15 protein-coding genes and 1 pseudogene are annotated in these 16,268 nt (G+C 40.1%); 15 read left to right on the forward strand and 1 reads right to left on the reverse strand.

Going from position 1 to position 16,268, the window contains the following annotated elements:
• Positions 1 to 4: 4 nt before the first annotated feature.
• Positions 5 to 712, reverse strand: a complete 708-nt coding sequence (flgA, locus tag I6F42_RS09955) for a flagellar basal body P-ring formation chaperone FlgA (protein ID WP_197152024.1) — start codon at positions 710 to 712, stop codon at positions 5 to 7.
• A gap of 140 nt (positions 713 to 852) precedes the next feature.
• On the opposite strand from flgA, the gene I6F42_RS09960 reads away from it, so the two are divergent.
• The 15 genes and pseudogenes from I6F42_RS09960 to I6F42_RS20400 all read left to right on the forward strand — a co-directional run.
• A complete protein-coding gene (locus I6F42_RS09960; RefSeq protein WP_010553244.1) occupies positions 853 to 1,788 on the forward strand; it encodes a chemotaxis protein CheV in 936 nt (311 codons plus the stop codon).
• A gap of 17 nt (positions 1,789 to 1,805) precedes the next feature.
• On the forward strand, positions 1,806 to 2,636 hold the full coding sequence (locus I6F42_RS09965; protein ID WP_010553245.1) for a protein-glutamate O-methyltransferase CheR: 831 nt from the start codon (positions 1,806 to 1,808) through the stop codon (positions 2,634 to 2,636).
• 145 nt (positions 2,637 to 2,781) lie between these two features.
• Positions 2,782 to 3,189, forward strand: coding sequence for a flagellar basal body rod protein FlgB (flgB, locus tag I6F42_RS09970; RefSeq protein WP_165723551.1), 408 nt, complete (start codon positions 2,782 to 2,784; stop codon positions 3,187 to 3,189).
• A gap of 5 nt (positions 3,190 to 3,194) precedes the next feature.
• Positions 3,195 to 3,626: a flagellar basal body rod protein FlgC gene (gene flgC / locus I6F42_RS09975; RefSeq protein WP_002959429.1), complete on the forward strand. Its 432-nt coding sequence runs from the start codon at positions 3,195 to 3,197 to the stop codon at positions 3,624 to 3,626.
• 13 nt (positions 3,627 to 3,639) lie between these two features.
• The gene (locus tag I6F42_RS09980) at positions 3,640 to 4,320 is read left to right on the forward strand and encodes a flagellar hook assembly protein FlgD (protein WP_197152026.1); all 681 of its coding nucleotides are present in this window, start codon (positions 3,640 to 3,642) and stop codon (positions 4,318 to 4,320) included.
• 60 nt (positions 4,321 to 4,380) lie between these two features.
• Positions 4,381 to 5,748, forward strand: a complete 1,368-nt coding sequence (gene flgE, locus I6F42_RS09985) for a flagellar hook protein FlgE (protein ID WP_197152027.1) — start codon at positions 4,381 to 4,383, stop codon at positions 5,746 to 5,748.
• A 157-nt stretch (positions 5,749 to 5,905) separates the two neighbouring features.
• On the forward strand, positions 5,906 to 6,649 hold the full coding sequence (locus I6F42_RS09990) for a flagellar basal body rod protein FlgF (RefSeq protein ID WP_010553250.1): 744 nt from the start codon (positions 5,906 to 5,908) through the stop codon (positions 6,647 to 6,649).
• Positions 6,650 to 6,670: 21 nt separating this feature from the next.
• Complete coding sequence (gene flgG, locus I6F42_RS09995) at positions 6,671 to 7,459, forward strand: flagellar basal-body rod protein FlgG (RefSeq protein WP_002959420.1); 789 nt, start codon at positions 6,671 to 6,673, stop codon at positions 7,457 to 7,459.
• A gap of 16 nt (positions 7,460 to 7,475) precedes the next feature.
• A complete protein-coding gene (gene flgH / locus I6F42_RS10000) occupies positions 7,476 to 8,159 on the forward strand; it encodes a flagellar basal body L-ring protein FlgH (protein ID WP_010553251.1) in 684 nt (227 codons plus the stop codon).
• 11 nt (positions 8,160 to 8,170) lie between these two features.
• On the forward strand, positions 8,171 to 9,265 hold the full coding sequence (locus tag I6F42_RS10005) for a flagellar basal body P-ring protein FlgI (protein WP_010553252.1): 1,095 nt from the start codon (positions 8,171 to 8,173) through the stop codon (positions 9,263 to 9,265).
• A 166-nt stretch (positions 9,266 to 9,431) separates the two neighbouring features.
• The gene (gene flgJ / locus I6F42_RS10010; protein ID WP_197152028.1) at positions 9,432 to 10,448 is read left to right on the forward strand and encodes a flagellar assembly peptidoglycan hydrolase FlgJ; all 1,017 of its coding nucleotides are present in this window, start codon (positions 9,432 to 9,434) and stop codon (positions 10,446 to 10,448) included.
• A gap of 1 nt (position 10,449) precedes the next feature.
• The gene (gene flgK / locus I6F42_RS10015; RefSeq protein ID WP_197152029.1) at positions 10,450 to 12,543 is read left to right on the forward strand and encodes a flagellar hook-associated protein FlgK; all 2,094 of its coding nucleotides are present in this window, start codon (positions 10,450 to 10,452) and stop codon (positions 12,541 to 12,543) included.
• A 2-nt stretch (positions 12,544 to 12,545) separates the two neighbouring features.
• Complete coding sequence (gene flgL / locus I6F42_RS10020) at positions 12,546 to 13,820, forward strand: flagellar hook-associated protein FlgL (RefSeq protein WP_197152030.1); 1,275 nt, start codon at positions 12,546 to 12,548, stop codon at positions 13,818 to 13,820.
• A gap of 321 nt (positions 13,821 to 14,141) precedes the next feature.
• Complete coding sequence (locus I6F42_RS20330; protein ID WP_197152032.1) at positions 14,142 to 15,557, forward strand: flagellin; 1,416 nt, start codon at positions 14,142 to 14,144, stop codon at positions 15,555 to 15,557.
• A gap of 311 nt (positions 15,558 to 15,868) precedes the next feature.
• Positions 15,869 to 16,228 (forward strand): annotated as a pseudogene (locus I6F42_RS20400) (flagellin); the annotation flags it as partial.
• Positions 16,229 to 16,268: the final 40 nt, after the last annotated feature.

The following is a 16,268-nucleotide window of genomic DNA, read 5'->3' on the forward strand; positions in this document are numbered from 1 at the left end:
TAAATTAAATATTTACTTGAACAGACTCTACACCATCTACTCGCGCATTTAAAATTTTACCTGACTTTTTGTTTTTAATTTGTATTTGATCGCCCAAAGTACCGTCTTCTAATGCAATACCTGTTGTTTTAATTCTAAGGCCTCTGAGGTTTGCGTAAATATTAACAGAATCCCCCTTACAAACCATACAAATTTGGTTTAGTAAAACGGGCATCCCGCTTCTAATATTTCGTTTACTTCTGCTACCTATTAAAATTGTGGGATCATCTAAATATTGCACTCTTACAAAGTGAGTTGGTTTCATTTCAACACTCAAATGCGATTTAGTTATTACCTCACCACGAGCTAAGTTAGCAATTGCTACAACAACAGGCGCCATTTCAACAACTCTTACATGGACATATTGAGCCCATGTTTGAGCATCATTACATTTAGCTTGTAAAGTTACTTGGCGGTTAAATGGTGGTTCATCGGAAGTTGATAATTCAAGGTCAGAATTACAAATACGATCGGGGATACGACTGTCTAAAGGCAGTGCACTTAATTGCATATTAGTATTTTTTAATATACCAATCTGCTCAGTTATATAAGCAACAGCCATCTCTTGTAATAAATCTTTGCTAAATACTTTGGCCTGCAAGGGTAATGCAAAGCAGAGGCTAGCAACAAAATAAAAAACACTGTATCTTCTGACTTTTTTTAACAAACTCATAATGTTTCGACTATGCTTATGGTTTCAAACAGGGTATAAATATTTTGCGTCAAAAAGTAGACGCTCCCGCGATGTTATGTAGCTTTATTAATAGAAAGCAATTATCGTTCCGCATTATTTGTTTTCTTTAGGAGATTTGAATGGCAGGCATTTTAGACTCAGTAAACCAACGCACGCAGTTGGTTGGGCAGAACCGCCTAGAATTACTTTTATTTAAGCTCAGAGGGCGTCAGCGTTTTGGCATTAATGTATTTAAAGTGAGGGAAGTATTGCAATGTCCTCCACTTACAAGCATGCCAAAATCGAATGCTTATATTCGTGGTGTTGCTCATATTCGTGGTCAAACTATCTCAGTAATCGACCTGTCGATGGCTGTAGGCGGGCGCCCAATAGAAAATATTAAAGACAGTTTTATCATCATTGCTGAGTACAACCGCTCGGTTCAAGGCTTTTTAGTGGGCGGGGTTGAGCGTATTGTAAATATGAATTGGGAAAAAATAATGCCACCACCATCAGGTGCCGGGCGTTATTCATATTTAACAGCCGTGACCGAAATCGAAAATGAATTAGTAGAAATTTTAGACGTAGAAAAAATACTTAATGAAATTTGCCCAGTAAATACAGAAGTAAGTGCTGAAGTTGCACAAAGTGGCGACATTCAAAAAGACTTAGGCGAGCGTATCGTATTTATTGCAGACGACTCAGCTGTTGCGCGTAATCAAGTTAAACGTGCCCTAGAACCGCTAGGCGTGCAAACGGAACTTGCTAAAAATGGTAAAGAAGCTTTAATTAGGCTTAAAGAAATAGCAGAACTTGATTGCAAAAACGATATTACTGAGCGAGTTGCATTACTTATTTCTGATGTTGAAATGCCAGAAATGGACGGTTATACATTAACAGCTGAAATAAAAGCAGATCCTAAGCTTGCACCATTACATGTTATTTTACATACATCATTGAGTGGTGTGTTTAACCAAGCAATGATAGAAAAAGTAGGTGCTGACGACTTTATCGCCAAATTTAACCCTGATGAGTTAGCAACAGCGGTTAAAAAATGGGTTCATAGTGACCAATAAAAATAGGTGTTATTGATTTGAATAATAAAGATTTGCAGCAAAGTGAATACGACCAGTTTCGTTCGTTTTTAGAGCAGCAATGCGGTATTGTTTTAGGTGAAAACAAGCAATACTTAGTTAAAAGTCGACTTGCTCCACTCATGGCTCGATTTAATGTGGAATCTTTATCACAATTAGTAAGTAAAACACTTGGCCTTCATGAGCGGCAATTAAGAGCCGCTGTTGTTGATGCAATGACCACAAACGAAACGTTATGGTTTAGAGATCAATACCCATTTGAATTACTTCAAAATAAATTATTCCCTGAATTTAAAGAGTTAAGAAGACCATTAAAAATTTGGTCTGCTGCCAGCTCATCAGGGCAAGAACCCTACTCGATTGCCATGTCGGTTGCCGAGTTTCAAGCTAAGCAACCTGGCGTGCTACGTATGGGAGCGCAAATTATTGGTACAGATATATCTAATACCATGCTCGATATGTGTAAAAATGCAGAATACGACGCGCTTGCACTTGCCAGAGGCTTATCGGCAGAACGCCGTAAAAAGTTTTTTAAAGATAGCGGCAACGGTATGGCACAAGTAAACGATACAATAAAAAAACAAGTTAGTTTTAGGCATTTAAATTTGCTTGATTCGTACGCGTTAATGGGCAAATTTGATATTATTTTTTGCCGCAATGTACTTATTTACTTTGCACCTGAAATAAAAGCTAAAATTATTAATCAGTTTGCACAAGCGTTAAATCCAAAAGGGTACTTGTTTTTAGGTGCGTCAGAGTCCTTGACTGGCTTAAGTACTGAGTTCGATATGGTTAGATGCAACCCCGGTATTATTTACCAAAAGAAATAATTAAGCTAATTCCTTTCCCTAAAACGACGCACTCAGCGTCGTTTTTCTATTTAGATACATGGCCTTATAAAAATATAACTTTCCTTATTATAAATGGCTTATTTTTTGCTTTATTCATGGGTAAGTCAATTTTTTGGAGAAGGTTATGGCTATCAGTTTTGATAAAGCATTAGGTGTGCATCCGCAAGCCATGTTGATCCGTTCACAGCGAGCAGAATTAATTGCAACTAATATAGCTAACGCTGATACGCCTGGCTATAAAGCAAAAGATATAGACTTTGCCTCGGCATTAAAAGCGGCAAGGTCAACCCAGCAAAGCGGCAATACCATGGTAAGAACTAACGATAAACACATTAGTGGAGGTACTCATAGTATGGGCAATTCTGAATCATTTCGCTTACCAAATCAATCAGATACAGGAGATGGTAACTCGGTTGATATACAAGTGGAACGAAACTTGTATACACAGAATGCTATGGAGTATCAGGCCAGCTTGCAATTTTTAAGCGGCAGATTCAAAGGTCTGAATAAAGCTCTCGGTAGTCAAGGATAAAAATTATGAGTTTATATAATGTTTTTGATATTGCAGGTTCGGGTATGAGCGCACAAAACGTTCGCTTAAATACTACAGCTAGTAATATTTCTAATGCTAATACCATTAGTTCATCTCAAGACAAAACGTACCGAGCGCGCCAACCTGTATTTGCGGCTGAGCTGACAAAGGCTTCAGCATCAGTAAGTAACCAGCAGGGCTCCGCAGTTGGTGTTAAAGTTTTGGGCATTGTTGAAAGCGATGCACCATTACAAATTGAATATAACCCAAACCATCCAAGTGCGGATGAAAATGGCTATATCTATAAACCCAACGTTAATGTTGTAGAGGAGATGGCAAATATGATTTCTGCCTCTCGTTCTTACCAAACAAACGTGCAAGTTGCTGATGCAGCAAAGCAAATGCTAAGTAAAACACTGTTGCTAGGGCAGCGGTAACCGAGGGTAGGTTATGAGTAACGATATTAGTACATCTTCATCCTATTTAGACTCTATACGCTGGCAAGAAAAGCAAGTAGCGACCAGCGATGGTGAAAGTGATGCGTTAACACAGGAAGATTTTTTCTCCTTATTAACACAGCAACTGTCGTATCAGGATCCCAGTAACCCTGCGGATAACGACCAAATGATTGCGCAAATGACCAGCTTTACCATGGCGCAAGGTATTAGTGATTTGAATTCAAACTTTGATAACTTAGCGACTTCGATGACATCAAACTCAGCCCTGCAAGCATCAACACTTGTTGGCAAGCAAGCTTTACTTGAGTCAAATGCTCTTGATTTAAATGAAACGGGTGATGCCAGAGGCTCTGCAGTGGCAGAAGAAGCCGTTGACAACTTAAAAATTAAAGTGACAGACGCATCAGGCCAGCTTGTGAGGACTATTGATATGGGCTCTCAATCCGCAGGCGCGGTCCGTTTTGCATGGGATGGAAAAAACGAAGCCGGTGAGCGTTTACCAGAAGGTGAATACTCAGTAACCGCCGAAGGAAGTACTGACGGCGAATTTTCAAGCTTGCCCATTGCTACATTTAAGAACATTGAAAGCGTTAATATTAATGGCTCAAGCGGCATTATTATTAATACTAAAGAAGGTGCGGTTAGGCTGACAGATGTCGCAGAAATCGCGTAATAAATTTTAATTATACTTCGCCTGTCAGCAGGCTAAATATTAACAGGTTAGAGGTGAATTATGAGCTTCAATATTGCATTAACCGGCTTAGCTGCCGCACAAAAAGATTTAGACGTAACGGCAAATAACATTGCAAACGTTAATACAACGGGTTTTAAAGAGTCACGCGCTGAGTTTGCCGATGTTTACGCATCGTCAGTATTTAGCTCTGGTAAGACTAAAAATGGTGACGGTGTTCAAACAACCATGGTTGCGCAGCAGTTTCATCAAGGCTCACTACAATTTACAAATAACTCACTTGATTTAGCAATCACTGGTGAAGGTTATTTTGCGATGACCGACGATTTATCTTCGCAAGATTTAACATATACACGTGCAGGTGCATTTAAGCTTAACCAAGATAACTTTATGGTTGACGCTAAAGGTAACTTTTTACAAGCATTTCCAGTTGATTCATCTACAGGTGATACAACGTCGGTAAGTTTAAGCACAACGGATCCAATTCAAATCCCTGATTCGTCTGGTTCTCCTCGCGCAACAGAAAATGTATTTTTGTCGTTTAACTTAGATGCAACAGCTGATCCAACAGGTTTAGATTTTGATCCAGCATCTAGTGGTACTTATAACTCATCTACGTCAACAACACTGTATGACTCACTAGGTGAACCGCACATTTTACAATACTTTTTCGCGAAACAGGATCCTGCATCGCCAACTGGTGCTGAAAATAGCTGGGATGTATACGCAACACTCGATGGCAAAGTAGTTGATGGCACAACTGGTGAAGAGCAAACAACAGCAACTTATACGCCAGTTACAACTCTTGGTTTTGACTCAAGCGGTTTACCAGCAACGACAGGCGTCGATGCAAATACTGGGACAACTTTCAACGAAAAAAAACTACCAGCGGGTCCTGGTACTGGCTTATCAACATTACTAGACAATGGTGCAACTTTCCCAAGTACTGGTATTGAACTTAATTGGCGCGACGAAAATAACACCGCAGGTCGTGTCCCAACTCAGTATTCAAGTGGTTTTGAAGTAAAAGCACTCGATCAAGATGGTTCAACGGTAGGCCGTTTAGCCGGAATTGATATAGGCACAGACGGAAAAATTGTTGCTTCTTACAGTAATGGTGACTCAACATTCCTAGGCCAAGTGGCTATGGTACGTTTTCCTAATTCACAAGGTTTGTCGCAAGTAGGTGATACAAGTTGGAAGCAAAGCATTGATTCAGGCGAACCTGTAGCAGGTGAAGCCGGCTCTGGTACATTTGGTGGAATTAACTCATCAGCGCTTGAGCAATCAAATACCAATCTTACAAATGAGCTTGTAGACCTAATTACAGCACAGCGTAATTACCAAGCAAACTCACGTGCGCTTGAAGTTAACTCAACTATTCAGCAAAGTATTTTGCAGATTCGATAAGTTACACTCAATTGAATATATTAGGCTGCATTTTTGCAGCCTTTTTTATAAGTCCTCTTCGTAAGCCCTTCTAAATACCTCTCAATGTTGCGTCAAATTTAATCTGGCATCTATTTTGCATTTGTAAGTTCATAGATTTTTTATGTGAGTCGATACTATGGACAAAATGGTCTACATTGCGGCCTCTGGCGCTAAGCAAAGCCTGCAGGGGCTTGCGCTTAAAGCCAATAATTTGGCGAATGCAAATACAACAGGTTTTAAAGCCGACTTTGCACAGGCGCGTTCTATGCAAGCGTTTGGCGAAGGTTTGCCTACACGTGTATTTGCAATGCAAGAGCGTCCGGGTTCTAACATGGTATCGGGTGGCATTGTTCAAACCGGGCGAGACTTAGATATCGCGATGAGTGATAACGCTTGGCTTGCCGTGCAAGATGCCTCAGGCAACGAAGCTTATACCAAAGTAGGTACGCTCAATATTACAGCGCAAGGCATGTTAGTAACGAGCGGTGGTCGTCAAGTAATTGGCGAAGGCGGCCCTGTTATTTTACCCGTTCCGGTCGAAAAAATAGGGTTTAGTCAAGATGGCGCTATTCAAGTTCGACCACAAGGCGCACCGGCTAACTTTTTAGAAGAAGTAGATACGCTTAGAGTGGTTGAAGCAAATAGCTCACAGCTCGAAAAAGGTAACGATGGTTTATTTAGGCCAAAAGCCAATGTAACAGTAGATACCTCTGCCAATGTAAAAGTTTTAAGTGGTTCGCTTGAAATGTCGAATGTGAATCCGGTTCACGAAATGGTCGACATGATAAGCCACCAGCGCCAATTTGAATTACAAGTGAAATTAATGAAAACAGCTGAAGAAATTGACGAGCGTCAAGATCAGTTATTACGCATAGTTTAACTTTAAAGTGAGGACACGATTATGAATCCAGCATTGTGGATCAGTAAAACGGGGCTAGACGCTCAACAAACCGATATATCGGTTATTTCAAATAACTTAGCGAATGCGAGTACTGTAGGTTACAAAAAAAGCCGCGCTATATTTGAAGATTTACTTTATCAAAATATTAATCAACCAGGTGGTCGTTCATCGCAAGATACCGAAATGCCGTCGGGCTTAATGTTAGGTGCGGGTGCTAAAGTTGTAGCTAACCAAAAAGAGTTTACGCAAGGCAACATGTTAACCACTGAAAACTCACTAGATTGGATGATTTCTGGCGAAGGTTTCTTTGAAGTACTGCAACCAGATGGCAATATTGCTTACTCGCGCAACGGCCAGTTTACTACCGATGGCGATGGACGAATTGTAACATCGGGCGCAGGTTATGTGATTCAGCCAGAAATGAATGTACCTGATGACGCGCAATCAATTACGGTTTCGCAAGACGGCGAAGTATCTGTGCGTGTTGCAGGCCAAGCCGATAACGTGGTAATTGGTCAGCTTACTATTAGTGATTTTATTAATCCATCGGGTCTTGAGCCAATTGGTCAAAACCTTTATACCGAAACCGCTGTAAGTGGTGCGCCGGTACAAGGTAATCCTGGTGTTGAAGGGTTAGGTAGCATTATTCAAGGCTCACTCGAAACTTCAAACGTAAATGTAACTGAAGAGCTCGTAAATCTAATCGAAACTCAGCGTATTTACGAAATGAACTCAAAAGTAATTTCGGCCGTTGACGAAATGATGAGTTATATCAATCAACAGCTTTAATAGAGTAGGGGGAATTATGCGTAATATTATTTTATTTACAGCGGGCACATTATTTTTAAGTGGCTGTATGTCTACGCAAAATAGTGAAGTAGTGCAGGACGACCCTTACTACGCACCTATGTACCCCGAGCCTATTTTAGAGCCGCTGGTAGCCACAGGTTCATTATTTAATACTCATACATCAAACGACTTATATTCTGATAAAAAAGCGCTACGTACTGGCGATATAATTACGGTTAAACTGCAAGAGTCTACTCAAGCAACAAAAGCCGCTAAAACAGAAACAGACAAAGAAACTGATGCAAGCTTAGACCCAGTGATTGGCTTAGGTGGTCTACCTGTCAATATAGGTGGCGATAGTATTCAGTTTGGTATTGGTAGCGATTCGTCGTTTACGGGCGATTCAAAATCAAACCAGTCAAACAGCTTGGTGGGCGATATTTCGGTTAATGTAATGCGCGTTTTACCTAATGGTAACTTAGTTATACGCGGCGAAAAATGGCTAACACTTAATACCGGCGAAGAGTTTATTCGTTTAGAAGGGCTAGTACGCCCTCAAGACGTAAGCGCCGATAATACGGTTGAATCAAATCGTATTGCTAATGCACGTATTCAATACTCAGGTAAAGGGCAAACGCAAGAAGCGCAAAGTCCTGGTTGGCTTACACGTTTCTTTAGCAGTTCGCTGTTTCCATTTTAGAGGGTAACAACATGAATAGCCTTAAAGCTTTATGTTTAGTTGTGTTATTAGGTTGGCAGTTTACTGCCAGTGCCGAGCGCATAAAAGATGTGTCTATGGTTGAAGGCGTACGCTCTAACCAATTAGTGGGCTATGGCTTAGTGGTTGGCTTACCAGGAACAGGTGAACAAAACAGATATACACAACAAAGCTTTAAAGGCATGTTAAACAGCTTTGGTATTACGCTACCTTCAACTCAAAGTCCTAAAATTAAAAATGTTGCCGCTGTTGCTGTGCATGCAGAATTACCCGCATTTAGAAAACCAGGGCAAAGAATAGATATTACGGTTTCTTCTATTGGTAGTGCAGGCAGCTTACGTGGTGGTACTTTACTACAAACCTTTTTAAAAGGTGTAGACGGTAACGTGTACGCAATTGCACAAGGTAGCTTAATTGTCGGTGGCTTAGGCGCACAAGGCCTTGATGGTAGTAAGGTTGTAATTAACACACCTACAGTTGGTCGTATACCAAATGGCGCAACAGTTGAACGCACTGTAGAAAGCCCATTTATGCAAGGCGATTACATTACCTTCAATCTAAACCGCCCAGACTTTACAACGGCAAAACGCCTAGAAAAAACAATTAATGACCTAGTTGGCCCAAATAGCGCACAAGCAATTGATTCTGTTTCTATCCGTGTTATTGCACCACGCGATGCATCCCAGCGTGTATCGTATTTATCAACACTCGAAAACTTAGAATTTAAACCAGCTGACATGGCCGCTAAAATTATAGTTAACTCGCGCACCGGTACAATTGTCATTGGCAAAAACGTTAAGCTTCAGCCTGCGGCTATAACTCATGGTGGCTTAACAGTAACAATTGCAGAACAACAAAATGTGTCACAACCAAATCCGCTAGCAAACGGTGATACAGTTGTCACGCAGCAAAGTATTATTGATGTAAACCAAGATGACTCGCGCGCCTTTGTATTTAATCCAGGTGTAAGCCTTGACGATTTAGTTCGCGCAATTAACGAAGTAGGCGCAGCGCCTGGTGACTTAATGGCTATTTTAGAAGCACTAAAAGAAGCTGGCGCAATTAACGGACAGTTAGTTGTTATATAAATAACCCAAGCCAATAAATAACGTATTATTTAAGCCCTATATTTTTGAAGTTAGGGCTTTTTATTTACAGCAACTTAAGTTTATTATTTTTATCTTCCTCGTTTTATCGGGAGTGGCTCAATTTTTGCATTTTTAACTACATTATTCATTTTGTGTCAAAAAGCCGATGGAAACTAATCACCTCGATAAACAAAACTTTTTTGATTTAGGCAACTTAGATTCACTTCGTAAAGAAGCCTTAACGAGTGGCGATGCATCAACTGATGCCTCTAAAGCTGCGCTCAAAAAAGCGGCCGCACAATTTGAAGCTATTTTTACGCAGATGTTGCTCAAAGGAATGCGCAAAGCTAACGAAGCATTTGAAGACAAAGACAGTCCATTTAATTCAAGTGGCGTAAAGTTTTTTGAAGAAATGCACGATCAGCAACTTTCTACAGAGCTTTCATCAAATGGCTCGTTAGGCCTTGCCGATTTAATTGTTCAGCAGTTATCGCCTGAGTCTAAAAACTTTATGCCAGGCTCGGTGCTTAGAACAACCAACGATATTTTTAGCGATACCCAAGTCGGATCCGCTCTTCCTCATGAGCAAAAAAATAAGCAACCCGATCTTATCGTTAAGAGTACTAAAGCCGATATTGCTGAGCCTAAAGTCGATACTGCAGAGCCTAAAGCCGATAGCCCAACCTTTAAAAATGCAGAAGAGTTTGTAAGTTCAGTGTGGGAACACGCTAAAACTGCAGCGCAAAAAATTGGTTTAAACCCTGCAGTAATGGTTGCACAAGCGGCACTTGAAACCGGTTGGGGTAAACACATTATTAATAAAAGTGACGGTGGCAGCTCAAATAACTTATTTAATATTAAGTCAGATAAAAGCTGGGAAGGCGATAAAGCAAGCAAAGTAACGCTTGAGTTTGAACAAGGCACACCCGTTAAAAAACAAGCCAGCTTTAGAGCCTACGATTCAATTAAAGATAGCGTGAACGACTTCGTTGATTTTTTAACGCAAAACCCACGCTACCAAGAAGCATTACAAAATACAGCAAAACCAAATGACTTTTTAGATTCATTACAAAAAGCAGGTTATGCAACCGATCCAAATTACGCCAGCAAAATAAAAAAAGTGCTCAATAGTAGCGAGCTAAAAGACATTGCGGCAAACGTGATCCGCCAAGGAGTAGAGTAACATGTCGTTTAATTTATTAAACATTGCCAGTTCTGGGGTTAGAGCAAGCTCGGAGCTACTGCAAACGACAAGTAAAAATATCGCTAATGTAAATACCGTGGGTTACGTACGTGAGCGCACTGAATTTACCACCATGGTTGATAACCAAGTGGGGCGAGGCGAAACATACCGATTACTAAACGAGTTTGCTCAGTCACAGCTAAATCGTGACACCTCTAATAAATCGTTTTTCGATCAATTTGTTACTGAGGCAAATAGAGTTGATACTATTTTTTCTGAAGAGTCGAATAATCTATCGACTGGCATTAACTCTTTATTTAATAACGTGCAAGAAGCGCTAAATCAACCGTCATCTACCGTTGCTCGCTCATTAGTAATGACCGACGCGCAAAGCTTAATTGATCAAATGGATAGGCTTTCGGGCATCGTGCTTGATCAAAAAAGTATAGTAAACGAGCAGCTCGAAATATTTTCAGATGAAGCAAACTCACTCATTCAAAGTATTAGTACGCTAAATCAAGATATTGCAGCAGTAAATGGCACTCGTAATGAAGCTGATGCAAGCTCAACCTACAATGAGCGCGATAAAGCAATACGCGACTTATCAGAGCTAATCGACATTGAAACGCTTGATGGTCCAAATGGCGAAAAACTCGTTTTTATGGGAACAGGCGAAGCGGTTGTTATGCAAAACGGCGCATTTAACTTATTTTCTATGACAGGGGATCCTGATCCTAATTTTAAAGAATTCACGCTTGACGTTAATGGTGGCAAAGCTGTGCCGCTTGAAGTTGATGTAAGTAAGCTTAAAGGAAAAATTGGCGGCTTACTCGCTTTTAGAGATGACATATTAGTCCCTGCTCAAAACCAAATTGGTCAAATGGGCTTAGCGATAGCCGACGCATTTAACGAACAAAACAAATTGGGTATGGATGCAACAGGTCAGCTAGGGGGGAATATTTTTAATATACCTACCGTTGGCGCTTATGCGTATCAAGCGAATACTGGTGATGCTGGTATGACTGCAACTGTAGAGCCCGGTAAAGGCAGTGAACTTCCTGCCAGTGATTTTATTATTACTTATACAGCTAATCCAAATGAAGTGAGTATTCAACCAATAGATAATAAAGGCGAGCCTATTGGCGATGCGGCCATAGCAATTATTCCAGCAAGTAACGTCATAGATGCTGATGCTATACAATCTCCTACATCAGGTGATCCTGATGCAACGCCGCCACAACCGGCTACAGTTGAAGATTCATTTGGCTTAAAACTAGAAATTAATGGTACTGGTAATCCCGGAGATAAATTTCAAATTAAACTTAATTCTGACTCGGCTTCTAGCATCACGCTTGCAACAGGTCGCGGCGAAGATTTAGCATTAGCTTCACCTATTCGTACTGGCAACGATTTAAATAATACAGGTACAGCTACTATCTCAGCCGGTGAAGTTACAAATGTTTCAAAATTTACCAGTGAGCCTCTAGCTTTATCGATACCGCTAAATACAGGACCATTAATACTAACAAAAGCAGCAGAGCCCAACATGTATACTTTAAGTGATGGCACTAATACAACAGGCCAGTTTGAAGTTACTTCAAGTGAAAATATAATAAAGCAAGCTGAAGTTGCTGGAAAGTTAGCAGACCTAACAAGTTTAACTGCACAAGAAGTAGGTTTTGACTTTGATATTGAAGGTACTCCTGCTTTAGGCGATAAATTCACTCTTGAGCTTAATAAAGGCGGCTTTGATGATAACCGTAATGGTTTAAAATTAGCTGATTTACAAAATGGCGAGTTAGTCCGTTTAAATGTAGAAACAACAGCAACGGCCGACAATCATAAAACGTTCAACCAAGCTTATTCAGGGTTAGTGAGTGATATAGGCGTTATAACTGGTCAAGCAATAACAAGCGGTAGTGCGTTTAATGCATTAGCAGAGCAGTCTGAGGCATGGTACGAATCACTATCGGGTGTAAACCTTGATGAAGAGGCCGCAAATTTACTGCGTTTTCAACAATCATATTCAGCATCAGCACAAGTTTTAGCAGCAGCTCAAGAAATTTTTGACACCTTATTAAATGCGGCGAGGTAATTATGCGTTTATCAAATAATTTAATGTACCAAAACAACATAAATAAAATACTCGACAACCAACAAGGTGTTGCCAGCGCTCAAGAGCGAGTAACAACCGGTGAAAAGTATTTAACCACCTCAGAAGCGCCAGCTGCTATTTCGCAAGCTATGTTGTATTCAAATAAAATACAAACTAATGAGCAATACACTAAAAATATTAACCAGCTAAATGGCCGCCTTGAAACTGAAGAAAGCGTATTACAAAGCATCAATAGCAATATTCAACAAGCGCAAGAGCTCACTATTCAAGCTGGTAATGGTGTGTACACTAAAGACGATTTAAAAACGTTTGCATCAGAGCTTAGTGGCATTCAACAAACGTTAGCTAACTTAATGAACACCCGATCAGAAGATGGAAAATTTATATTTTCAGGTTACCAAGACAGCACGCAGCCTTATCAGTTTGATTCTGCAGTGGGTGAATATAGCTATAAAGGCGACCAAGGTCAGCACCAAATTACAATAGCTGAAGGTGTATCAATTAAAGCGAGTGATAACGGCTTTGATACGTTTGAAAAAACAGATGCCAGATTAAATGTACTCGATAATAAAGCAGAAATACCAACAACAACACCTACAAATAATATTACTAAAGGCACTGTTTATGTTGATGGCCAAGCCGAGTTCGATAAGTTCCATCAAGCTCAATACAATGCTGATCCAACGACTCCAGTTTCACCTACAGCAAATACTTTTAGTGTAGTTACAACCGCTGGTGCGACAACAAACGATCCAGATACATATGAAATTTTACAAGATGGCGTGTCGCTTACCCCGCCTCAAACTGGTGAAGTTACAGATGATACAATTGAATTTGCAGGTATGAAAATTCAATTTGAGGGTAGTGCGCCTGGCCAACTCGATTTTAGCCTTGAAAAACCACATAAAGAAAACGTACTCAATACACTGCAATCACTTATTACCGGCCTTAATAATGGCGCACTTGAAGGTGATGATTTTCAAGAAGTGTTAGCCGATGGCTTGGTTCAATTACAAAATGCGAGTGAGCAAGTGGTGTTTACCCAATCAAGTTTAGGCGGACGTATGAATGCACTTGAAAGAGTAAGCGATTCAAACTTAGCGCTCGACATTCAAAATAAAAGTAATCGTTCTAACTTAGTTGAAGTTGATATGGCAGAAGCTATTAGCGAACTCACTAAACAAGAAACGGCACTGCAAGCATCGCAAGCCACGTTTGGCCGTTTAACTAACCTCTCGTTATTCGATTACTTATAAGCAAGTTATAAGCAGATTATAAGTAGATTATAAACAGAAATACTTTGCCGCTTTACCTACTTTAAAGCGGCAATAACTATCTATAAAATCGCGGCAAAAAATTGGCTACAAAACCGCGGCAAAAAAATGTCACTCTTTTCAAATAACCTCACACCTACTTTTTAACTCAATAAAATCCATTTTTTACATTTAAAAACAAAGAGTTAAAATTGATTTAAAGTTGGCACAGTAAATGCTTTTCTTATTGTAAGAAATTATCGAACAGTGGTTCCTGTTAAATCGTGTTGAACCACACTCTGTTTAAACCTAGGAGATGGTAAAATGGCATTAACAGTAAATACTAATGTGTCGTCACTAAACGCACAACGTAATCTAACTAAATCTGGTGAAGGCTTAGCAACGTCAATGGAGCGTTTATCATCAGGTATGCGTATCAATAGCGCAAAAGATGATGCCGCCGGTCTACAAATTTCAAACCGCTTAACATCGCAAATAAATGGCCTAGCCGTTGCGCAACGTAACGCAAACGACGGTATTTCGATGGCACAAACAGCTGAAGGTGCAATGCAAGAATCTACTAATATTTTGCAGCGTATGCGAGAGCTAGCCTTACAGTCTGCCAATGGCTCAAATTCAAGCGAAGACCGTGATGCATTGCAAAAAGAAGTGTCTGCCCTACAAGAAGAGTTAACTCGAATCTCCGACACCACATCGTTCGGTGGCCAGCAATTATTGGATGGCTCATATGGCACTCGAAATTTTCAGGTTGGCGCGAATGCCAATGAAACAATTTCACTTAGTTTAAGTAGTACAGCTGCAGAGCAGATTGGTGGAGCTAAGGCGACTTTAGCTAGTGATACAACATCAGGCGGTGATGTTACATTTACCGTAGATGGGGCTGACACTGTTGTTAACATTACTGCTGGTGCAACTGCTGCGGAAAAAGCCGAGGCAATAAACTTAAAATCTAATGAACATGGGGTTAAGGCGGCTGTAGGTAAAGCTGAAACTACTACAGCAACGCTTGGAGTTCCAACTGCTGATGGTACTATAGCTTTTGATTTGAATGGTAAGAGCTACTCAGCAACTGCCACAACGACCAACCAGTCAGCTTTAGCTACGGCAATTAATGCCGATACAGCAACGACTGGTATTTCGGCTGTTGACAACTCTGGTGTACTTACTCTGACACACGCATCTGGTGAAGATATTGCTTTGAGTAATTACGCAGATTCTGATGCTGCTGTAACTGGTACCACTACTTTTACAGATGCTAGTGGTTTAAGCACTACTTTAACAGAGGTTACAGCTGACAGTGCTACAGGAGTTGCTGCAGATACAGTTGAATTAACATCATCTAAATCTTTTGCAGTAAATGATGCTAGCTCAGGAGTTGGTGTTTCAGTAACTGGTACGCTTGAAACTGTTAAAAGTATTAATTTATCTACAGAGCTGGGCTCACAAAGTGCAATATCTATAATTGATGGTGCACTTGCTCAAATTGATGAGCAGCGCGCGGGTTTAGGTGCGGTTCAAAACCGTTTTGGTCATACAATTAGTAACCTTGCTAATATTCAAGAAAATGTATCTGCGTCACGTAGTCGTATTCAAGATACAGATTTTGCGACCGAAACTGCACAAATGACTAAAAATCAAATACTCCAACAAGCGGGTACGTCAATACTTTCGCAAGCAAACCAAATACCACAAGCAGCAATTAGTTTATTAGGTGGCTAATTATTTAGTTTACTAGTCACTGTTTATATAAACGCACTTCAACTTGAAGTGCGTTTTTTTGTTTTTTGAGATAGTAAGAATTATTTAGAGCATAAACTTATGCGTTATAAAAATTAACAAATAACTATTTTTAATTTTAAAACAGTTGGTTACGTTTTATTAAATAAATAAACTAATTTATTTTTAAAATACTCCTAAAGATAATTTACCTCCTGCCGTTAACTTAATCAGTACGGAGCTGAGCATACATTTGTGACAGCTCTTGGTTAAATTAAAATAGCAACATTACGAAAGTAATCAGGAGTTTTATTATGATTTCAGTAAACACAAATGTATCTTCACTAAACGCCCAACGTAACCTATCGCAATCAGGTTCTGACTTAGCGACATCAATGGAACGCCTATCATCAGGTATGCGTATCAATAGCGCAAAAGATGACGCGGCAGGCCTGCAAATTTCAAACCGTTTAACATCGCAAATAAACGGTTTAGGTGTAGCACAGCGTAACGCTAACGATGGTATTTCTATGGCGCAAACTGCTGAAGGTTCAATGCAAGAGTCTACTAGCATTTTACAGCGTATGCGTGAATTGGCTCTACAATCAGCGAATGGTTCGAATTCTAGTGATGACAGAGCTTCTCTACAAAAAGAAGTGACAGCTTTACAAGATGAGTTAACACGAATTTCTGATACAACCTCTTTTGGTGGTC

It is taken from the genome of Pseudoalteromonas sp. SWYJZ12, assembly GCF_015864395.1.
Lineage (GTDB): Bacteria > Pseudomonadota > Gammaproteobacteria > Enterobacterales > Alteromonadaceae > Pseudoalteromonas > Pseudoalteromonas arctica.